Origin of the sequence: Salinigranum sp. (assembly GCF_041641895.1) — an archaeon.
In the GTDB taxonomy this organism is placed as follows: domain Archaea; phylum Halobacteriota; class Halobacteria; order Halobacteriales; family Haloferacaceae; genus Salinigranum.
This window is the reverse complement of sequence record NZ_JBEPXO010000032.1, coordinates 17,555-36,465: the sequence shown is the minus strand read 5'-3', so window position 1 is coordinate 36,465 and position 18,911 is coordinate 17,555. Positions and strand designations below refer to the sequence as shown.

Here is an 18,911-nt window from a genome sequence, read left to right as displayed (position 1 = left end):
GTCTCGATGGCCGTCCCGCCCGAGTCGAACACCGTTATCTCCTCCGCCGTGGTGCGCCCCTCGGCGGCGCCCGCGACGACTTCGCCCAGTTCGGCGTGGATGTGTGACTCGTCGACGACGCCCTCCTCCATCGCGAGGAGGAACGACCCGGCGTCGGTGGTCGCTCGCTCCCGGAGGTCGGGCACGTACGTCGCCCGCTCGATGGTCGTCGCGTCGAGTTCGCGCTTCTCGGGGTGGTACTGTCCCATCGCCGTGACGTGCGTGCCCGGTTCGAGTTCGTCGCCGTCGAACACTGGCTCGCTGGCAGTGGTCGCCGTGACGACGATGTCGGCGCCTTCGATGGCCGCCGACGAAGAGGCGACTGCGGCGACGCTCGCGTCGAGTTCGCGGTCCATCTCCCCCGCGAACTTCTCTCTGTGCTCCTTCGTCGGCGAGTAGACCCACGCGGTGTCGAGCTGGCGAACGGTCGCGAGCGCACGGAGCTGACCGCGCGCCTGTGCGCCGCTCCCGATGAGTGCGACGGAGGTGGCGTCCTCGCGAGCGAGCGCGTCCGCGCCGACGGCCCCGGCGGCGCCCGTCTTGTACGGGTTCATGTGCGCCCCGTCGAGGACGGCGAGCAGTTCCCCGGAGTCGGCGTCGAACAGCGGCGTGACGAACCACGCGTCGCGCGCACCGAAGCCGGCGCTGTACATGTAGCCGCCCATCGCACCCGTTTCGGGGAGTACCGCCCCGTACGTCGTGAGCATCCCCGGCGGGTCGTCGTTGAGAAGTTTCGTCCGGGGTTCCGCCGGCGCCCCCTCTCCGCGCTGGCGGAACCCTTCGCGGACCGCGTCGACGTACTCGTCGGGCGTCACGAGTCCGGCCAGGTCGTCGCTCGAGAGGAACAGCGTCTCGGTCATGTCCGTCGAGAGGGGACCGAGCGGCAAAACCGTGGGGGATGAGCGGTTGCTCGTCAGTGTGGTCGTCGGAGAGAACAGAGCGAGCGAGAGAGCGAGGAGGGAAAGGAGGAGAGGAGAGAGTGAGAGAGAAGCGCCGGCCTGGAGACTGGTTTCAGGCCTGCTCGGGGAGCGCGGCGGCAGCCTCGGTGGGCTCTACCGGCGTCGGCTGCGGGATACTCTCGGCCGGGTCGACCGGTCCGTTGACGAACAGCGCGTGACCGACGACGAGGCTCGACACGCCGGCGCCGAGCGGGACGGCCATCATCAGTTCCAGACCCACGACGACCAGGATGGCCGTGAGTCCGAGGAGGGTTAGCGGAATGAGACCGAGCACGTAGTCGTAATATCCAGTCATAATACAACCAGTACTATGCCCGCACCCCATATAATTCTTTGGCATGTACCACGCATGACTCTCATGTATTTACTGGGTTAGATTTTCATAAGTTATGAAAATATAATCACGCGAGGGTCCGTCGTACTCCCGTCTTTCGACGACTGAATACTATCCTCCGGCAGTGATAGGTACGGAACCTGTTACTGCTCGCGGCGACCCGAAGCGGTAAATCTGCCGACGCTCTGGACTCAGACGTGAACCGGAACGACCGCTCCATCGTCGCATTGGTGAGTCTCGCTCACGGGATGGTCCACACCTACGAGCTGTCGATTCCGATCTTCGTCTCCATCTGGCTCGTCGAGTTCTCGGCGGTCGACCTCGGCTTCACGCGGGTCGGCGTCACGACGGCGACGCTCGGTGTCGTCGTCACGGCCGGCTACGGACTGTTCGGTGCGGGGGCACTCCCCAGTGGCGTCCTCGTCGATCGGGTCGGCTCTCGACGACTCATCCGTGCCTGCCTCTTCGGCATGGGCGCGTCGTTCCTCCTGCTCGCGGTCGCTCCCGGACTCGTCGCCGTGACAGTCGCGCTCCTCGTCTGGGGCCTCGCGGCGTCGGTCTACCACCCCGCCGGCCTCGCCCTGTTGTCGAAGGGCGTCGAGGAGCGCGGGACGGGCTTCGCCTATCACGGCATCGCCGGGAACGTCGGCCAGGGTGGCGGTCCCCTCGCGACGACCCTGCTCCTCCTGTTCTTCGACTGGACGCTCGTCGCGGCGCTCCTCGCCGTTCCCGCGCTCGTCGCGGGGCTGTACGCCTCGCGCGCGGAGTTCGACGAGACGGCCGCTGTCGCCGCCAGCGCGGACGCCGGCGGACCTCCCGACGCCGATTCGTCCGATGACGCGGCCGCCGACGGCGGGTCGAAGGCCGCGACGGGAGTCGACTCGCTCGCGGAGTTCCGCTCGGAGTCGCTGCGACTGTTCACCGGCGGCTTCGTCCTCGTCTTCGTCGTGGCGCTCTGCTCCGGTCTCTACTACCGGGGGTTCCTGACCTTCCTCCCCGGCGTCCTCGAGTCGGTTCCCGGCTTCGAGCCGTTCCCCCTGTCGGCCATCCTGCCGGCCGACGTCGCCCGCGCCATCGGTGGGGGCTCCCAGCTCGTCCGTCCCGAACGGTACTTCTACGCCGGCCTCCTCGTCGTCGGCGTCTTCGGACAGTACGCCGGCGGGAAGCTCTCGGACCGAATCGAAGTCGAGAAGGGAATCGTCGTCGGCTTCGGCTCCCTGGCGCTCCTCGCCGTCGTCTTCCTCCCCGTCGCCGCCGTGGGTATCCTCCCGCTCGTCGTCCTCGGCGCCGTCATCGGCTTCTTCCTCTTCTTCGTCCAGCCGTTCTACCAGGCGACCGTCGCGGAGTACACCCCGGCGAACGCGCGTGGTCTCTCCTACGGCTACACCTACCTCGGAGTCTTCGGCGTCGGCGCGCTCGGCGGGACGGTGGCGGGCGTCGTACTCACGTACGCCGCCCCGGCCGAACTGTTCGTCGTCCTCGCCGGCATCGCCGTCGTCGCGTCCGGACTCGGACTCACCCTCCTCCGTCGCTGACGCGTCTACTCGTCCTCGTCCTCTCCCCCGTCCCCGCTCTCGTCCTGCCGGCCGTCGAGTTCCGCCTCCGCTCGCCGCCACCGGCCGTACGTCGGGTCGCGCTGGAGGGCGGTGAGGAGCGCGACGGCGTCGTCGGCTGTCCCGTCGAGTCGCGTCTCCGTCGCGAGCGCCGGGTCGAGTCGGAGGTCCGGGCCCGTCCCGGTGGGGTCGCCCGCCACCGGTCGACACCACTCGAACCCACCGGAGTCGTGCGTGGGACGCGTGGCTCGCGCCGTCGTGGCGTCCGACGTCGATGCTGGCGCCGACGCGGACGCCGGTGCCGACGGAGACGAGGGCGAGTGTGAGGCCGAAGAGGTGTCGGCGTCACGGCTCCGAGCGTGCGCCGCGTCGACCGCACCCCCCCACACGAAGCCGCCGGCTCCGGCATCGGCGTCGGCGTCTCCGTCCTCCGGTGTGTCACTGTCGGGTTCGATGGCTCCTCACCTCCGCGGCGACACCCGAGGTCGGTCCGGTCCGCTGTCGGTCACGGGACTCACCGGTAGTGCTTGAACAGGACCGCCCGGACGTCGTCTTTCGTCCGTGCGCGCTCGGTCTCGCCGTCGGGCAGGTCGACCTCGTACTTCGCGTCTCCGCCGTCGGCCTCGCGCCACACGTCGTCGTGGTCGTCGAGCAGACTCATCACCGAGTTCAGCCGTGCGTCCTCGTCACCCGTCCCCGCGTCGTCCGCCGACTCGGCACCCGTCGCTGCATCGTCGGCGTCGGTCGACCCAGACGCCGACGGTGTCCCCGTCGGATCTGCCGCGTCGTCCCGTTCGTCGGCGGTTCCTCCGGCTACACTTGCCGTCGTCGCCCCACCGTTGCGGACCACGAACTCCGCCTCGGCGTCGTCCGCGTCCTCGTCCGTCTCGTCGGCCGGCGGCGCCGAGGCCGTCGACTCCAGGGCCGACGCGGCCTCGAACCGGTCGAGCAGGAACTCGAGGGCGTCACGCGGCCTGATGTGGCCGTAGGCGACGTCCTCGGCGAGGTGCGCCTGGACCCGCCCGAGGCGCTCGCGCTGGTCGTCCGTGACCGAGATGTCTGGCATGCGAGACACGTTCTCACCGACCGATATGAATCTCTCCCCGTCGTTCTCGGCGTTGATGCTGGCGCCTCGACAGCGGGCGGACACACCGACACGCTAACGTGTGTGCTATCGCTACCCCTACTCATGCGCGTCCGAGATTGGAAGGACATCCTCGCCGACGTCTCGTCGGAGTCGGCCGATCCCTCGGGGTGGCGTGCCGTCGCCGGCCAGCGGCGCGAGGGCGTAGGCGAGGACCTCTACTTCGGTCACCCGAAACAGGGAGTCTACCACCTCAAGACGTACGCGAAGAACCCGTACGAACTGAAGGGCGTCGGCGCGCGAGTCGCCCGGAAGGTCGACGGCGACATCGAACCGCTGCTCCCGTCGAGCGAGGACCACGGCCGGTTCGCCGTCCAGCGCCCCCCGGAGGACGAGGACCACGCGAAGACGATGAGCACCCGACTGCAGGAGACGCTCCGGGTTCACAGCGAGGCGCCGACATCGCCGGAGGACTTCTTCGAGGACCTCATGGAGGCCATCGAGAGCCCGGCGTTCGGGCCGATGGAGTACGAGTTCACCGGCCGCCCGGACCGCCTCAACGACCTCTCGTCGACGTTCGAGGAGAGCGAGGAACTGCTCGAGGCCGAACTCGAAGACCTCATCGACGACGACGACATCGGGCGCGGGTTCGCGTGACGCCCCCCGGTTTCAAATCCTTCCGCCCCCTCCCGACGCGTATGAGTGCTCGGGAGACCGTCCTCGACTACTACGAGGCACTCCGGCGGGGTGAGCCGCTGGAAGCGTACTTCGCGGAGCGACCGGACGTCGTCAAGGTGGGTGTGTTCTCGCGGACCGTCGGGTTCGACGAGGTGGCCGAAGCCCTCCGAGAGCAGTCCCGAACGACGGAGGCGTGGTCCGTCGAGAGCCGGGACCTCCGCGTCGAAGCACCGAAGCGGGGCGAACCAGGGTGGTTCACCGACCGGGTGGACCTCTCGTGGCGCGACAGACGGCGGGAGAGGTCGTACGACTTCGAGACCCGGTGGAGCGGCGTCCTCGAACCGCGCGGCTCCGGCGACGCCCGCGAGTGGGTGTTCGCCTCGATGCACGTCTCCGCCCCACACCACCCCGAACCGGACCCCGCATAATGGTCGGTCCGAGCATCACGGACGACGAGCGACAGTCCGCGAGCACCCGGCTTCAAATCGGCTTCGTCGTCCTCGTCGGCATCTCCGGCGGTCTGGTCGCCACGCAGACCGGTGCCACACTGTTGCAGGTCGGCGCCGCCGTCGCCGGAGCGCTCGTTCTCGGCGCCCTCCTGCTCGTCTGGCTCCGCCGGTGGTCGGCGCAGTTCCGCAGCGAGACCAACCGACGGCGCCCTCGTCGCTGAGCCGTCCGGGGACGGCGAGCGCCGGTCGCACTCGACGAGCGGGGAGCGCCACGAGAACGGTGAGACGGCAGAGTCACCGGGGCGGTACCGCCGACGCGACAAAGGGTCAGGGGTCGACGCGACGAATCCACCGCGAGGGGTCGTCGAGTTCGGCACTGGTCGGGAGATTCTCGGGGCGGTCCCACACCCGACTGGCGGCGGCGACGCCACGGTCGTCCGCGACCACGCGGAAGAACCGGGCCCCGCGCTCGTACTGTCTGCGCTTGAGACCGAGTCCGAGGAGGCGCCGGACCAGTCGAGCGAACGGACCGCCGCCTTGTCGCCGGGCGTCGAGTTTCTCGCGGAGGTCGGCGTACTCGTCGTCGAACGCGCGGTCCATCAGGAGTTCGGCGTACCCCTCGACGGCGGTCATCGCCACGTCGAGGTCCGAGAACGCCTCTCGGTCGAGGTCACCCGCGGCGAGCGCGTCGAGGCCGCGTTCCATCCGACTCTCGAGGTGCTCGGGGAGCCACGGTGCGGCGCCGAACTCGGCGGCGTGCGCCACCTCGTGGAAGGCAATCCACCGGCGGAACCGCGGGTACTCGACGTCCAGCACCTCGGCGACCCGGACGATGTTCGGGTGGACGAAGTAGAGGCCGTGGTCCTCGTCGCCGTCGGCGAGGAGGAGGGGGTCGTACTGCCCGAGGACGTGCTTCGCGAGGAACGAGAGGACGAACGCCATCGTCCCCGTGTTGACGACGCGGGTCACGCCGGGGAGGACCGTCGTCCCGTGCTCCTCGATGGGGCGCATCACCCGCTCGAACGTCCGGATGTTGGCGTCGATCCAGTGGTGGCGGTTCTGTATCTCGATGGTCGGCGGGACGTCGAACTCGACGTCGCCGACCGAGCGGAGTCGCGTCCGGGCGTCTCGCACGTCGGCGGCGTACCCCTCCTGCTCTGCTGCCGACAGCGCGAGCGACCCCGGGTCGACGGACGCCTGTGCCGCTTCGGCGACCGCGTCCCAGTCGATTGCGCCGGAACCGTCGCCGGTCGACTCGGCGACGGCCCGGACGCTCCGGTACAGATTCATACCACACCGTGGGTGAGGGATCGACAAAACCCTTCGGACCGGTCGGGGACGCGGGTCGTTCGGACCCACTGCCGATCGTCCCAGTCCGACCGAACGGGAGCGGTTCGCCCGGGGTCAATCCGGAGGCGGCCCGACTCGCCGGGAGTGTCGCCTCGAACGCGTCTCGAACGCGTCTCGGAGACGTCCCGGCAGGAGGGGAGGAGGCCGTGGTCTCTGTCGACGATCGGCCCGGAGGCGCGTGTCTTTTTCTCCACCGGCGTTCACCACCTCGCCATGCACCTTGACCACGTCGCCTTCGCGTGGGACGACCTCGGGCCGATCCGTGACGCACTCGACCACGTCGGCCTCCCGTTCGACCACGGCGGGACGCACGCCGACGGAACGACCCACATGGCGCTGACCGGGTTCGCGGACGGGTCGTACCTCGAGTACATCGCCCCCACCGCGGGGACCGACCCGGAGGCGGCCGGCTTCTGGCCCGAGGCGCTCGCCGCGCGGGCGGGGCCGGCCGCGTGGTGCGTCCGCGTCGACGACGTCGTCCGCGAGGCCAAGCGTGCGATCGACGCCGGGTTCTGCATCGAGGGCCCGATTCACGGCGGCCGTGACCGTCCCGACGGCCGTCGCGTCGAGTGGGACCAGGTGTTCGAGCGGACCGACGCCGACGACCGGTGGCTCCTCCCGTTCCCCATCGCCGACCGCACGCCGCGCAAGTGGCGCGTCTCGGCGACCGAGGGCGTGACGGCGCTCACCGGGGTCGACACGGTGGTTCTCGCCGTCCGCGGGAGTGACGCGGCCACCCTCTTCGACCGTCGGTACCGGACCGCTGCACCGGTCACCATCGACACCGACGCCGTCGACGGTGACGCGGCGGTGGTCCCGAGCGCGCCCGTCGCGTTCGTCCCCGGTGACGACGCGCGCCTCGACCGTATCGGCGAACGTCCCGTCGCCGTCCTGCTCGGGACCGCCGACATCAGCGAGGCGCGCACAGCGTACGAACTCACCCCGACCGTCGGGTGGGGCGACCGTCGCCTGGCGTGGTTCGACCACGACCTCCTCCGGGGGCGCGTCGGCGTCGTCGAGTGAACTGAACGTGCCGGAGCCGTGTCACTGTTCGAGCGGGGAACCGAAACGGCGGCGCGAACGGAAACGTGTCGTTGGAAAAACTCAGACTTCCTCGAACTCGTCGAGGGCGTACACCTGGTCGGTGCCGCGGCGGTCGAGCGTCTCGTTGGCGAGTAGCCAGTAGACGACGCTCAGCGCGCGTCGACCCTTGTTGTTCGTCGGGACGACGAGGTCGACGTTCGACGTCTGGTTGTTCGAGTCACACATCGCGATGACCGGGATACCGACGGTGATGGCCTCCTTGACGGCCTGGGCGTCGCCGATGGGGTCGGTCACCACGACGACGTCCGGTTCGATGTAGCCGGCGTAGTCGGGGTTCGTCAGCGTCCCCGGGATGAACCGGCCCGTTCTCGCTCTCGCTCCGACGGCGTCGGCGAACTTCTTCGCCGGGAACCGCCCGTACTGCCGCGAGGAGGTGACCAGAATCTGCTCGGGCGCGTAGTTCGCGAGGAAGTCCGCGGCCGTTCGAATCCGGGAGTCGGTCTGGCTCACGTCGAGGACGTAGAGGCCGTCGTCGCGGACGCGGTGGATGAACCGCTCCATGTCCTTCGTCTTCTGCTGGGTACCGATGTGGACACCCGCAGAGAGGTAGTCCTCGACCGGGATGAGGAGGTCCGCCTCCTCGTCCGGCATGACGTCCTCGTCGAAGGTCGGCTCGTCCGCTTCGGCCTCCTCCTCGGTCGCCGGGGCGGCCTCGTCGGCCGCGGCTGTCTCTTCGGCCTCGGCCTCCGTCTCGGGGGCGTCGGCGGGTGCTTCGGTGTCGTGTTCGGCCTCGGCCTCGACGTCGGGGGCCTCGGTGGCCTCCTCGTCGTCGACGACCTCGACCACGTCGTTGTCGTTGTCGCTCATTCGTTATACTGCGTCGTCCGCGATTCTGATGAGTTCGTTCAGTTTGGCGGTTCGCTCGCCCTGCACCGTGCCGGTCTTGATGAACGGCGCGTCGGTGGCGACGGCGAGGTGTGCGATGGTGGTGTCTTCGGTCTCGCCCGAGCGGTGGGAGATGACCGAGTCGTAGCCGTTCTCGGTCGCGAGTTCGATGGCGTCGAACGCGTCCGTGAGCGAACCGATTTGGTTCGGTTTGATGAGGATGGAGTTTCCGGCCCCGGCGTCGATGCCATCCTGGAGGCGCGACGTGTTCGTCACGAACAGGTCGTCGCCGCAGACGAGCGTCCGGTCGCCGACTCGCGCTGTGAGTTCGGCGAAGCCCTCGTAGTCGTTCTCGTCGAGGGGGTCCTCGACGTACGCGAGGTCGTACTCGTCGACCATCTCGGCGATGTAGGTGATCATCTCCTCGGTCGACTTGACCTCGTCACCGAAGTCGTACCCCTCGTCCGTGTGCAACTCGGAGGCGGCGACGTCGAGACCGAACTTGATCTCGAAGCCGAGGTCGTCGGCGACGTCGTTCACCGCCTCCTCCATCACCTCGAACGCCTCCGCGTCCGAGATAGGGGGTGCCCACGCACCCTCGTCCCCCTTGGCAGCGGGGATACCCCGCTCGTCGAGGAGGTCCGAGGCGCGGCCGTGGACCTTCGCGTTGGCGAACACCGCTTCGGCGACGGACGGTGCGCCGACGGGTGCGGCGAGGTACTCCTGGATGTGGGTCGCCTCCTTCGCGTGTTCGCCACCACCGACGACGTTGCCGAGGGGGATAGGGAAGTTGTCGCCGCGGAACGCGCCCCCGAGATGCTGGTACAGCGGCAGCCCGACGGTGTCGGCACCGGCCTTCGCGGCCGCCATCGAGATGGCGACGGCGGCGTTGGCGCCGATTTCGGAGAAGTTCTCCGTCCCATCGGCGGCGCGGAGCGTCGTGTCGACGGCGCGCTGGTCGCTGGCGTACACCTCGCCTTCGAGGCGCGGAATCGCCAGCCTGCGGGCGGCCGCGATGGCCTCCGACGGGGGAAGCTCGATGGCCTCGTACTCGCCGGTACTCGCCCCGGAGGGGGCGGCGGCACGGCCGAATCCACCGGAGTCGGTGAGGACGTCGGCCTCGACGGTCGGGTTCCCACGCGAGTCGAGCACACGGCGGAGCGAGACAGAGCTGATGAGCGTCATGCGTCACCTCCACCTGCGACGGGCAGCGACATGTTAGTTCCCCTCCCGTTTGACCGTGAAGGGAAGCACGCCCGCGTCGTACTCCTCGGCGGCGATGAGGATGGGCTCGGACTGGTCGGAGTCGATGAGCACCGGTGCGCCGTACGACACCTGCAGGGCCCGCGCACCCAGGATGCGTGCCTTCTCGTATCGGTTGTAGCGCTGTTTCATTGGTAGGGAGCGACCACGTCGACGAGGTCCTTGTGCGAGACGATCATCCGACGGCAGCAGTGACGGGTGACCCCGAGGTCGTCGAGGACCTCGGCGGGGTCCTCGCCCGCCTCCGTCCGCCGCGTGAAGTCGTCCCAGTGTTCACCCACGACGTTGCCGCACGTGAAACACCGGACGGGAATCATCATGGTTCGGTCACCTAGCGGTAGGACTTCTGGTAGCGTGCTCTCGCACCGGGTCCGCCCCACTTCTTGGGCTCGGACTGGCGGACGTCGTTCACCAGCAGCGACCGGTCGAACTCCATGAACGCGTCGCGGAGTTCGGCGTCGTTGAGGTGCTGGACGATACCGCGCGCGATGGCGGTGCGGACGGCGTCGGCCTGTCCGCTGACGCCCCCTCCCGACACCGAGATGTCGAGGTCGACCTGCGAGCGGAGGTCCTCGCCGGCGATGCGGAACGGCTCCAGCATCTTCAGGCGGGCCATCTCCGGCTCGACCAGTTCGACCGGTCGGGAGTTGATGCGCACGCGACCCTCGCCGTCGCGCACGGTGGCGCGGGCGACGGCCGTCTTCTTCTTACCAGACGTGTTGGTTACCATGTGACGTTCGCTCCCAGCTTCTCGCTCACGTCGCCGAGCGAGATGAACTTGATGTTCGACAGGCGGTCCAGCGACGTACCCTTGAGCACTTCGCCGTCCTCGTCGTACGGGTTACCGACGTAGACGCGGACGCGTTCGAGCGCCTCGCGCCCGCGCGGCTTCTTGTACGGGAGCATGCCGCGGACGGCGCGCTTGAAGAGGCGGTCGGGACGCTTGGGGTAGTACGGGCCCCGGTCCGAACCGACGTCGACGCGCTTGCGGTAGACGCTCATGACGTCCTCTTCGGAGCCGGTGATGACCGCGTCCTCGGCGTTGACGATGGCGACCGACTCGCCGGCGAGCGCCTTCTGCGCCACCTCGCTGGCGACGCGACCGAGGATACAGTCGCGGGCGTCGACGACGACGTCCGCGTCGAACTCGGCCACGCTCATCGAATCACCCGTACGTTCGACCCGTCGGGGTTCTGTTCGGCTATCTGTTCCAGCGTCACGGCGTCGCCGACCTGCTCGATTTTCGTGCGAGCGGTCGACGAGAAGTCGACGGCGGCGACGGTGACGTTCTTCTGCAGCACACCACTGCCCAGCACCTTGCCGGGGACGACGACGGTCTCGTCCTCGCGGGCGTACCGTTCGATGCGTCCGAGGTTGACCTCTGCGTGGGTGCGCCGTGGCTTCTCTAAGCGGTCTGCGACGTCGGCCCAGACGTTGGCGCCGGAGTCGCGCGAGACCGCCTTCAGCTCGGCGATGAGACTTGCGAGTCTCGGATTCGTCTTACTCATGGTCTGTAATCGGGAGAGAAATCGGAGGATGCAGGGAGCAGGATTTGAACCTGCGGACCCCTATGGGACAGCGCCCTGAACGCTGCGCCGTTGGCCAGACTTGGCTATCCCTGCGTGCATACTCCGCTACTGCGTGCCCCTTGAAACCGCTTTCGATTGGTACTGGTACCGGTAGCGGTACCGGTGTCCCTCCGCTCGCGCTCTCGGAGACGAGCGTCGAGCGCGGCCGCTCTGCTGGCCAGGCGGGCGAGCGAGCCGTCGTGGGGATGTGGTTTCGGGGGCGCATCGGTTCTCGTTCGGTGGTTAGATTGCGACTTTCTCTTCGAGTTCGGCCGCGCGCGCTTCGATGGAGTCGACGGCGCGGGTCACTAGCTCCTCGACGGAGAACGACCCGTCCGTCTCGACGTGGAAGACGAACGCGCCGGGGACGTCGTGGACTTCGACCTCCTTACCGGGGTACCGGTTCGTGAGGTCGTTGTCGAACGCCTCGGTGGGGACGAGTTCGCCGTCCTCCTCGATGACGCCGCGCAGGATGTTCGACTCCTGTTCGTCGAACTCGGCCTCGGGGTCGTCGCCGAGCACCTCCACGCGCTGGAGGTGGCGGTAGCCGACGGCCACGCCGCCTTGCTGCTTGGCGTGGGTCTTCCCCGTCTCCAGGACGGCGTCGGCCTCGAGTTCGAGCCGCTGGCCCTCTTTGAGTTCGATGATGGGGACGTTCTCGTCGGCGGGTTCGACGAGCGGTTCCGACGTCCGGACGTCGCCGGAGTACGCCGTCGCGGGCCCTTCGACGTCGAGCGCCAGGGTGACGACGTCACCGACCTCGAAGTCGTCGAGCGGCGTCGTCAGCGGCACGAGGCCGAGACGGAGCCCGATCATCTCGTCGAACATCACCGAGGAGTTCTCCACGAACCGCACGTCGTCGATGGAGAACGTCGGGACGTCGGCGATCATCGCTCGACGGATCCCGTTGGCGAACGCCGGCGTCAGCCCGCGCGCGACGAAGCGCGCCTTCCGGTCGGAGCGTTCGATGAACTCGACTTCGAACTGTCCTGTCATCTTAGAACCGTCGGTTCTTGGGCGCTCGGGTGCCGTCGTGCGGCAGCGGCGTGACGTCCTCGATGCGACCGATCTCGATGCCGGCACGGGCGAGCGCGCGGATGGCCGCCTGCGCACCGGGACCCGGCGACTTCGTCCGGTTGCCACCGGGGCCGCGGATGCGGACGTGGAGCTTCGTGATGCCCGCCGCCTTCACTTCCTCGGCGATGGCGTCGGCCATCTGCATCGCGGCGTACGGCGACGCCTCGTCGCGGTTCTGCTTCACGACCGACCCGCCCGAGGACTTCGCGACGGTCTCGGCGCCGGTCTGGTCGGTGACGGTCATCAGCGTGTTGTTGAACGACGCGTGGATGTGGGCGATACCCCAGCGGTCTCCTTCTCCTTCACTCATGATGTTACTCCTGTGCCTCCGCCCGTGCCGGGTGGAGGTCGTCGTCGAGCGGACTGTTCGCGTCGAAGGCGACGAGGGGGGCCTCGTCGACCTCGACCTTCCGGGACGGGACCGTGACGCGGGCACCGTCGACCGTGATGTGGCCGTGGGTCACGAACTGACGCGCCTGCTGGGGCGTGTTCGCCAGCCCCTTCCGGTAGACGATGGTCTGGAGGCGGCGTTCGAGCAGGTCCGTGACGTCCAGGCCGAGCACCTGGGAGATGTCGTCCTCTTCGGAGAGGATGCCCAGTCGGCGGAGCCGGTTCAGGAAGTCCGCACCGGCCGTCTCGGCGGCCTCGACGTCACCCTGCGCCTCGCCGAGGAGGCGACGGGCCTCGCGACGGATGTCACGAAGCTGCGACTGGGCGCGCCAGAGTTCCTCTTTGTTCTTCAGGCCGTAGTCGCCGAGCAAGCCCGCCTCGCTCGCGATGCGCTCGCCCTGGAAGGGGTGGTTCGGCGTCTCGTAGAACTTGGTGTTCTTGCCGGTCGTCATTCGTCGTCACCGCCCTCTTCGGCCATGTCCTCCTTGATCGCCTCGACGTTGACACCGATGGTGCCCTCGGAGCGACCGGTGGACTTGGTACGCTGTCCGCGGACCTTCTGGCCGCGCTTGTGGCGCACACCCTTGTAGCAGTTGATCATCTTCATCCGGTTGATGTCGTGGGTGCGCTTCTGACCGAGGTCCGAACCGACGATGTGGCTCGTCTCCCCGCTGAAGAAGTCGCGCTGGCGGTTCGCCATCCACGACGGGATGTGCTCTTCGAGGTTCTCGACCACCTCGACCACGGCTTCGATGTCGTCGTCGTCGAGTCGGCCGAAGGTCGCCATTCGATCGACGCCGGCCGCGTCGGCGACGACGCGCGCTGTACGCTTGCCGATTCCGTTCATGTCGGACAGACTCCGCTCGACGCTCTTCGTCCCGTCGAGGTCGGTCTGACCGATTCTGACGAAGTACCGAAGGTCGTCGTCTTCGGCAGAGTCGTCCTGTGGTTCTTCTGCACTCATGACTAATTTGGTGAGCGTTGCGGCGGGGATTCGAACCCCGGAGGCTTGACGCCACAGAGTTAGCAACCCTGCGCCTTGGGCCAGGCTTGGCTACCGCAACCCGCTTCTGATTCACTGTCGCCCGTGGCGGACTCGGGACCCGGTGCCCCTACAGTGTTTGCAGTCGATACAACTGGGAGAGTGTACTTAAACGTCACGAAAGGACCGTCCGCGTGTAGCACGTCGACACGGCCGCCCGTCCCCGAAGTGACCGGGTCGGCCGTCGGGGTGGCGGTCAGTCGTCCGCCGGGACCGGGTCGGGGTCGAGGTCGACGCCGAGGTACTCGTCGTTGACGACCCACTCGCCGTCGTCGTCCTTGACGAGGTACTCGCCGTAGTAGGGGACGCGGCTCGCGACGGTGGCCTCGAACGCCTCGCGAATCTCCGCACGAGTCATCTCACCCATCGGCCGCAGGTCGTCGTTGCGGTTGAGACACCCTTTGAGGTACCCCTCGTGCGTGACGCGCACGCGGTGGCAGTTCGCGCAGAACGACTCGTTCTCGACGGGGTCGACGATTTCGACCATCCCCTCGCCGACGAAGTACCGACGGCGGCCGTGCATCTCGCGTCGCTCGACCCGGTCGGCGATGTCCGAGAGCCAGTTGTGGACGCGGTCGATGTCGATGTTCCACTCGGGTTTCCCCGTGAGCTCCGGCATGTACTCGATGAGCTGGAGCTGGAGCCCCTCGTTCTCGGCGACGTGGTCGACCATCTCCTCGACGTAGCCCGCGGTGTGCTCGAAGACGACCATGTTCAGCTTCACCGGGGTGAGGCCGGCGTCGACGGCGGCCTGGACGCCCTCCATCACCTTGTCGTACGCGCCGGACTTCGTGATTTCGGCGAACGCCTCGGGGTCGAGCGCGTCCTGTGAGACGTTGACCCGCGCGAGGCCCGCCTCCTTCAGCGCCTCGGCCCGACCGGGCAGGAAGGTCCCGTTCGTGGTGAGCGATGTCTCCATCGAGTCGGGGGTCCGGCGGATGATCTCCTCGAGGTCCTGCCGGAGCATGGGTTCGCCACCCGTGAACTTCACCTTGCGGACGTCGTACTCCTCGACGACTTCGAGGAACCGCACGACGTCGTCGGTCGACATCTCGTTGTCGCCCGGCTCCATCGGGCCGCGCGTGTCACCCAGCCCCTCGTTGTGGCAGTAGACGCAGTCGAAGTTGCACCGGTCCGTCAGCGAGACCCGGACCCCTGTCACCTCCCGGCCGAAGTCGTCCTCGAGCATGTGGGAGAATCGTGGATGTGTGGAGTCTTAACTTGCCGGGTCGTTCGGGGCGTGATGTAACCGTTTACCGTTACACGTCACGGCGAATCGTGACCGTTCGTAATGTCATTTTTGACATAACGACGGGGGTCGGTTCAGCCGTCACGTCCGACCGTCCGTCCGCTGCTGCAGTGTGACCATAGGCTCACCAGTGTCCGCGGTGTGGCGGCCGGAGCGAGCAGTGGTGAGCGCCTCGCCTCGCCCCGCGCCCCCGTTCTCACCCCTTCACAACCCTTATTCGCCGGACGGACGGATGCTACTGCATGGACGAAGCGGAGGTACGCGAGTTGTTGAGCGGGGTCGACGACCCGGCACTCGGTGACGACATCGTCTCGCTGGGACTCGTCAACGCCGTCGAACTGGACGGCGACACCGCCCGCGTGTCGCTCGCACTCGGGGCGCCGTACTCCCCACAGGAGTCGGCCATCGCTCGTCGGGTCCGGGAGGTACTCGCCGACGCCGGCCTCGAGGCGAACCTGACGGCGAAGCTCCCGGGTAGCGCCGGCGACGAGGTGCTCCCCGGCGTGAAGAACATCGTCGCCGTCGCCTCGGGGAAGGGGGGCGTCGGGAAGTCGACCATCGCCGTCAACCTCGCCGCGGGACTCTCGAAGCTCGGCGCCCGCGTCGGCCTCTTCGACGCCGACGTCTACGGCCCGAACGTGCCGCGGATGGTCGACGCCGACGAACACCCCCAGGCCACGTCGCAGGAGACCATCATCCCGCCCGAGAAGTTCGGTATGAAGCTGATGAGCATGGCCTTCCTCGTCGGCGAGGACGACCCCGTCATCTGGCGGGGGCCGATGGTCCACAAGGTGCTCACGCAGCTGGTGGAGGACGTCGAGTGGGGGACGCTCGACTACATGGTGCTGGACCTCCCGCCGGGGACCGGCGACACCCAGTTGACCATCCTCCAGACGCTCCCGCTCACCGGGTCGGTCATCGTCACTACCCCCCAGGAAGTCGCGCTCGACGACGCGCGTAAGGGCCTGCGGATGTTCGGGAAGCACGACACCAACGTGCTGGGCATCGTCGAGAACATGGCAGGGTTCCGCTGTCCCGACTGCGGCAACTTGCACGACGTCTTCGGCGCCGGCGGGGGCCGCGCCTTCGCCGACGAGAACGAACTCCCGTTCCTGGGGTCGGTGCCGCTCGACCCCGCTGTCAGGGAGGGCGGCGACAGCGGGAAGCCGATGGTGCTCGTCGAGGACAACGAGACGGCCGACGCTCTCCGGGTGATGACCGAGAACGTCGCCAACAACGTCGGCGTCGTCCACCGCCGTCGCGTCTCGCGATGACCTCGTCCGACGGGAGATTCGAACCGGGCCCCGAACGGACGCGACTCCTCAGAGCCGTCGCCGACGACGTCCGCGGGGAGTCCTCCGAGAGCCAGCAACTCGCCGCCGTCCTCTACCGCGTGAGCGACCTCTACGACGCGGACGAGGAGACCACGCCAGAAGAGATCTACCGGAACGTCCGCTTCATCCTCGACGTGAAGGAGCGAGGCGGGCTGAACCGCTGACGGGACGGGCGACGTCCGGACCACTTTCACCGGTCGGCAGACGTCGTTCTCGCGGTTCGTGGTCGGTTCGAACGCCGTGGCCGCGGAGTGACCCAGTTCTACTTTCACTCCACACCGGTCGGTGTCGGCCGACCGGGAAGAACCGGGGGTGGTGCCCGTGACTGTCTGTGGTGCGGTCTCCGCACACTCGGCCGTCCTCGCGGGACACTCGAACCACGTCCCGTCCGGCGCGTACGCTCGCTCGCCACGCCGTCGCTCCCGACGGGACCCCCGAGGTTTTCCCGGTTCGCCTCCTGCATCGACTGTGGACGCAGAACAAGACCGCCTCCGGAACCCCTTCAACATGGACGAAGCGTGTACGAACTGCGACGCGTTGCCAGAGACACGGACGCAGGTCGTCCACGGCTACGGCGACGTGGGCGCCGAGTTCCTCTTCGTCGGCGACTCGCCCTCGCAGGCGGCTGACCGGACCGGCGTCCCCTTCACAGGCGACGGCGGGGGGGAACGACTCCAGAGGGTGCTGGGCGAACTCGGCTTCTCACGCTCGCCGCCGGACGCGACCGAACCGGACCTCCAGAACGTCTTCCTCACCTACCTGGCGCGCTGTCGGCACCCCACCCGACCCGCCACCGACGCGGAGGTGACGAACTGCGACCCGTTCCTGACGGCCGAAATCAGGATGATAAACCCGCACATCATCGTGCCCGTCGGCGAGCGCGCGCTCCGGACCCTCGCCGTCGAGTACACTACCCGCCCGCCCGAGAGCTTCGACGTCGAGGAGGCACACGCGACGACCATCAGAGGGAGGGGCTTCGAGCTGGTGCCGATGAAATCTCTCGAAGACCAGACCGACGCCGACACCGAGGCGTTCGTCGACCACATCCTCGAGAACGTCTTCGCCCGCGACTACCGCCAGACGAAGGGGCGCCGGAGTCGGTGACCGGTCGCCGAGCCGTGACCCCGAAGCGGCGCGTTCAAGGCCACGCCGCCGTACCTCCCCGATATGACCGTCGTCTGCGTCCTCTGTGACCCGCCGCGACCCGGACTGGTACTCCCCGAACTCGTCGAGGACGGCCCGCTGACGGCCAGCGAGGCCGCCGACCTGTACGCCGCGATGCTGAAAGACACGTTCGTCGCCGTCGAACGGTCGGGGGGTGACCTTCTCGTCAACTACCGGCCCGAGGAACTCCTCCCGGCGGAGCACCGGCGCGACGAGGGCGAGGCCGAGGCGGAGGTTCGTGCGCTCGCGGCCGCCGTCGTCTCGGACCCCGACGACGTCCGGTTCGAGGTCCAGGTAGGGTCGTCGTACGCCGCCCGAGCGGGGAACACGGCGACCCACCTCCTCCGTGAGGAGGCGGTCGACTCGGTGGCCGTCGTCCGCGGGACGGCCCCGTTCGTGACCCGCGCGACCATCGACTCGGCGGCGATGAAGCTCCGGACGACACCGGTCGTCCTCGGCCCCGCACCGGACGGACGGGTCTTCTACGCCGCCTTCACCGAACCCATCGACTTCGCCGACGCCTTCGCCGCGCCCGAGGTGGCGACGCTCGCCGCCCGCGGCGACGAGGCCGGCCTCGGCGTCGACTTCCTCCCGATGCAACCGGTGCTGCGGACACCCGGGGACCTCGACACCGTCGTCCCGTTGCTCGCCGCCCGCCGCGACGCCGAGCGGGTCGTTCCGAAGGAGACGGCACCGCTCCTCGCCGAGTTCGGGCTGCTCGACTGAACGGCGGGTCGAGACTGGCGTGGCCTCCCGCCCGCCGTCGGGTCCGACTCCGCCGGGCCGTTCCGCTGATTATACCGTCCGTGCACGACGACAATTGAACGTCAGCAACCTACTATTTTTAAATAATATCGCTCGTAATAATAGACGTGAGCGGCGGTCGTTCCCGGCGAACGGTCGTTCGACGCCCGTGGAGCGAACCAGATGACGCCACCTACTACACCGGACCAGCCGTCGACTACCGAGCCACCAGCGGTGACCCGCCGTGTCACGAAGCGAATCGAGGCGGTGAACGAGTGCGCCTCGAGTGCCGAAGCGGGCGCGTTCGACTTCGCCGTCGAAGGAGGGTCCCCGGAAGACCCGGCGCTCGGACTGCTCGCGAGCTATCTCGGCGTCGCGGCCGCACACCGGTCGGCCGCCCTCGGCCTCGCGCTCGACGTGAACCGCGTCGTCGTCGAGGTGGAAGGCGGGACGACGCGGTCCGACGGCGGTACCGTCGACTCCCCCGGCGAGGACGGCTTCTGGCGCGCGGCACCGCCGCGAGCGACGACCCGCGTCCGGGCGCTGGTCGAAGCCCACACCGACGAACCGGCCGACCGACTCGCCGCGTGGCGCGACCACCTGGTCGGCGACGACGTCCCGTTCTCGATGGTGCCCGGACTCGTCGGCGTCGACCTCCTCGTCACGACTCGCGCGGGCGGCCGCGAGGAGCACTGAGGACCGAGT

27 protein-coding genes and 2 tRNA genes are annotated in these 18,911 nt (G+C 68.3%); 10 read left to right on the top strand and 19 right to left on the bottom strand.

The window, feature by feature from the left end:
- Together ACESK5_RS08965 and ACESK5_RS08960 are read right to left on the bottom strand one after the other, a co-directional pair.
- Nucleotides 1-899 (bottom strand): ornithine cyclodeaminase family protein (locus ACESK5_RS08965; RefSeq protein ID WP_372911215.1); only part of this gene is annotated, 899 nt, incomplete at its 3' end.
- Between the two features lie 151 nt (nucleotides 900-1,050).
- On the bottom strand, nucleotides 1,051-1,293 hold the full coding sequence (locus ACESK5_RS08960; RefSeq protein ID WP_372911214.1) for a hypothetical protein: 243 nt from the start codon (nucleotides 1,291-1,293) through the stop codon (nucleotides 1,051-1,053).
- Nucleotides 1,294-1,580: 287 nt separating this feature from the next.
- Between ACESK5_RS08960 and ACESK5_RS08955 the strand changes: the two genes are divergently transcribed.
- Nucleotides 1,581-2,867: an MFS transporter gene (locus ACESK5_RS08955; protein ID WP_372911217.1), complete on the top strand. Its 1,287-nt coding sequence runs from the start codon at nucleotides 1,581-1,583 to the stop codon at nucleotides 2,865-2,867.
- 5 nt (nucleotides 2,868-2,872) lie between these two features.
- Here ACESK5_RS08955 and ACESK5_RS08950 read toward each other — a convergent pair whose 3' ends face one another.
- Nucleotides 2,873-3,085, bottom strand: a complete 213-nt coding sequence (locus ACESK5_RS08950; RefSeq protein WP_372911213.1) for a hypothetical protein — start codon at nucleotides 3,083-3,085, stop codon at nucleotides 2,873-2,875.
- 314 nt (nucleotides 3,086-3,399) lie between these two features.
- Nucleotides 3,400-3,951 carry a hypothetical protein gene (locus ACESK5_RS08945; protein ID WP_372911212.1) on the bottom strand — a complete coding sequence of 184 codons (552 nt, stop codon included), beginning with the start codon at nucleotides 3,949-3,951 and terminating at the stop codon, nucleotides 3,400-3,402.
- 123 nt (nucleotides 3,952-4,074) lie between these two features.
- Here ACESK5_RS08945 and ACESK5_RS08940 point away from each other — a divergent pair, with 123 nt between their 5' ends.
- From ACESK5_RS08940 to ACESK5_RS08930, 3 genes are read left to right on the top strand one after another with little or no spacing between them, the layout of a single operon-like run.
- Entirely contained in the window at nucleotides 4,075-4,626 is a 552-nt protein-coding gene (locus ACESK5_RS08940) for a hypothetical protein (protein ID WP_372911211.1), read from the top strand.
- Between the two features lie 41 nt (nucleotides 4,627-4,667).
- Nucleotides 4,668-5,075: a nuclear transport factor 2 family protein gene (locus tag ACESK5_RS08935; RefSeq protein WP_372911210.1), complete on the top strand. Its 408-nt coding sequence runs from the start codon at nucleotides 4,668-4,670 to the stop codon at nucleotides 5,073-5,075.
- Nucleotides 5,075-5,317, top strand: a complete 243-nt coding sequence (locus ACESK5_RS08930) for a hypothetical protein (RefSeq protein WP_372911209.1) — start codon at nucleotides 5,075-5,077, stop codon at nucleotides 5,315-5,317. The genes ACESK5_RS08935 and ACESK5_RS08930 overlap by 1 nt, the downstream gene beginning before the upstream one ends.
- Nucleotides 5,318-5,423: 106 nt before the next feature.
- Here the strand turns inward: ACESK5_RS08930 and ACESK5_RS08925 are convergent, their stop codons facing one another.
- Nucleotides 5,424-6,386 carry a zinc-dependent metalloprotease gene (locus ACESK5_RS08925; protein ID WP_372911208.1) on the bottom strand — a complete coding sequence of 321 codons (963 nt, stop codon included), beginning with the start codon at nucleotides 6,384-6,386 and terminating at the stop codon, nucleotides 5,424-5,426.
- A gap of 273 nt (nucleotides 6,387-6,659) precedes the next feature.
- On the opposite strand from ACESK5_RS08925, the gene ACESK5_RS08920 reads away from it, so the two are divergent.
- A complete protein-coding gene (locus ACESK5_RS08920) occupies nucleotides 6,660-7,469 on the top strand; it encodes a VOC family protein (protein ID WP_372911207.1) in 810 nt (269 codons plus the stop codon).
- Nucleotides 7,470-7,550: 81 nt separating this feature from the next.
- Here ACESK5_RS08920 and rpsB read toward each other — a convergent pair whose 3' ends face one another.
- The 14 genes from rpsB to moaA form a co-directional block, all read right to left on the bottom strand.
- Nucleotides 7,551-8,357, bottom strand: a complete 807-nt coding sequence (gene rpsB / locus ACESK5_RS08915) for a 30S ribosomal protein S2 (RefSeq protein WP_372911206.1) — start codon at nucleotides 8,355-8,357, stop codon at nucleotides 7,551-7,553.
- Nucleotides 8,358-8,360: 3 nt separating this feature from the next.
- Nucleotides 8,361-9,560: a phosphopyruvate hydratase gene (gene eno, locus ACESK5_RS08910; RefSeq protein WP_372911205.1), complete on the bottom strand. Its 1,200-nt coding sequence runs from the start codon at nucleotides 9,558-9,560 to the stop codon at nucleotides 8,361-8,363.
- Between the two features lie 33 nt (nucleotides 9,561-9,593).
- Nucleotides 9,594-9,770 (bottom strand): DNA-directed RNA polymerase subunit K, encoded by a 177-nt coding sequence (locus tag ACESK5_RS08905; protein ID WP_372911204.1) that lies wholly within the window; start codon nucleotides 9,768-9,770, stop codon nucleotides 9,594-9,596.
- Entirely contained in the window at nucleotides 9,767-9,958 is a 192-nt protein-coding gene (locus ACESK5_RS08900) for a DNA-directed RNA polymerase subunit N (protein WP_372911203.1), read from the bottom strand. The genes ACESK5_RS08905 and ACESK5_RS08900 overlap by 4 nt, the downstream gene beginning before the upstream one ends.
- An 11-nt stretch (nucleotides 9,959-9,969) precedes the next feature.
- Complete coding sequence (locus tag ACESK5_RS08895) at nucleotides 9,970-10,368, bottom strand: 30S ribosomal protein S9 (RefSeq protein ID WP_372911202.1); 399 nt, start codon at nucleotides 10,366-10,368, stop codon at nucleotides 9,970-9,972.
- Nucleotides 10,362-10,799, bottom strand: coding sequence for a 50S ribosomal protein L13 (locus ACESK5_RS08890; protein WP_372911201.1), 438 nt, complete (start codon nucleotides 10,797-10,799; stop codon nucleotides 10,362-10,364). Before ACESK5_RS08890 ends, ACESK5_RS08895 begins: the two co-directional genes overlap by 7 nt.
- The gene (locus ACESK5_RS08885; RefSeq protein ID WP_372911200.1) at nucleotides 10,796-11,146 is read right to left on the bottom strand and encodes a 50S ribosomal protein L18e; all 351 of its coding nucleotides are present in this window, start codon (nucleotides 11,144-11,146) and stop codon (nucleotides 10,796-10,798) included. The genes ACESK5_RS08890 and ACESK5_RS08885 overlap by 4 nt, the downstream gene beginning before the upstream one ends.
- A gap of 29 nt (nucleotides 11,147-11,175) precedes the next feature.
- A tRNA-Leu gene (locus ACESK5_RS08880) sits at nucleotides 11,176-11,260 on the bottom strand.
- 189 nt (nucleotides 11,261-11,449) lie between these two features.
- Nucleotides 11,450-12,202: a DNA-directed RNA polymerase subunit D gene (locus ACESK5_RS08875; protein ID WP_372911199.1), complete on the bottom strand. Its 753-nt coding sequence runs from the start codon at nucleotides 12,200-12,202 to the stop codon at nucleotides 11,450-11,452.
- A 1-nt stretch (nucleotide 12,203) separates the two neighbouring features.
- A complete protein-coding gene (locus ACESK5_RS08870) occupies nucleotides 12,204-12,593 on the bottom strand; it encodes a 30S ribosomal protein S11 (RefSeq protein WP_372911198.1) in 390 nt (129 codons plus the stop codon).
- Nucleotides 12,594-12,597: 4 nt separating this feature from the next.
- Nucleotides 12,598-13,125: a 30S ribosomal protein S4 gene (locus ACESK5_RS08865; RefSeq protein WP_372911197.1), complete on the bottom strand. Its 528-nt coding sequence runs from the start codon at nucleotides 13,123-13,125 to the stop codon at nucleotides 12,598-12,600.
- Complete coding sequence (locus ACESK5_RS08860; protein ID WP_372911196.1) at nucleotides 13,122-13,637, bottom strand: 30S ribosomal protein S13; 516 nt, start codon at nucleotides 13,635-13,637, stop codon at nucleotides 13,122-13,124. Before ACESK5_RS08860 ends, ACESK5_RS08865 begins: the two co-directional genes overlap by 4 nt.
- 15 nt (nucleotides 13,638-13,652) lie before the next feature.
- Nucleotides 13,653-13,737: transfer RNA gene (locus ACESK5_RS08855), tRNA-Ser, on the bottom strand.
- A gap of 174 nt (nucleotides 13,738-13,911) precedes the next feature.
- Nucleotides 13,912-14,904 carry a GTP 3',8-cyclase MoaA gene (moaA, locus tag ACESK5_RS08850; RefSeq protein ID WP_372911195.1) on the bottom strand — a complete coding sequence of 331 codons (993 nt, stop codon included), beginning with the start codon at nucleotides 14,902-14,904 and terminating at the stop codon, nucleotides 13,912-13,914.
- 302 nt (nucleotides 14,905-15,206) lie between these two features.
- On the opposite strand from moaA, the gene ACESK5_RS08845 reads away from it, so the two are divergent.
- The 5 genes from ACESK5_RS08845 to ACESK5_RS08825 all read left to right on the top strand — a co-directional run bounded on the left by ACESK5_RS08845 (nucleotide 15,207) and on the right by ACESK5_RS08825 (nucleotide 18,902).
- Complete coding sequence (locus tag ACESK5_RS08845; RefSeq protein WP_372911194.1) at nucleotides 15,207-16,238, top strand: Mrp/NBP35 family ATP-binding protein; 1,032 nt, start codon at nucleotides 15,207-15,209, stop codon at nucleotides 16,236-16,238.
- The gene (locus tag ACESK5_RS08840) at nucleotides 16,235-16,462 is read left to right on the top strand and encodes a hypothetical protein (RefSeq protein WP_372911193.1); all 228 of its coding nucleotides are present in this window, start codon (nucleotides 16,235-16,237) and stop codon (nucleotides 16,460-16,462) included. The genes ACESK5_RS08845 and ACESK5_RS08840 overlap by 4 nt, the downstream gene beginning before the upstream one ends.
- A gap of 304 nt (nucleotides 16,463-16,766) precedes the next feature.
- Nucleotides 16,767-17,402, top strand: coding sequence for a uracil-DNA glycosylase family protein (locus ACESK5_RS08835; protein ID WP_372911192.1), 636 nt, complete (start codon nucleotides 16,767-16,769; stop codon nucleotides 17,400-17,402).
- A gap of 63 nt (nucleotides 17,403-17,465) precedes the next feature.
- Nucleotides 17,466-18,188, top strand: coding sequence for a hypothetical protein (locus ACESK5_RS08830; RefSeq protein WP_372911191.1), 723 nt, complete (start codon nucleotides 17,466-17,468; stop codon nucleotides 18,186-18,188).
- 201 nt (nucleotides 18,189-18,389) lie between these two features.
- Nucleotides 18,390-18,902: a hypothetical protein gene (locus ACESK5_RS08825; RefSeq protein ID WP_372911190.1), complete on the top strand. Its 513-nt coding sequence runs from the start codon at nucleotides 18,390-18,392 to the stop codon at nucleotides 18,900-18,902.
- The last annotated feature ends 9 nt before the right edge of the window (nucleotides 18,903-18,911 follow it).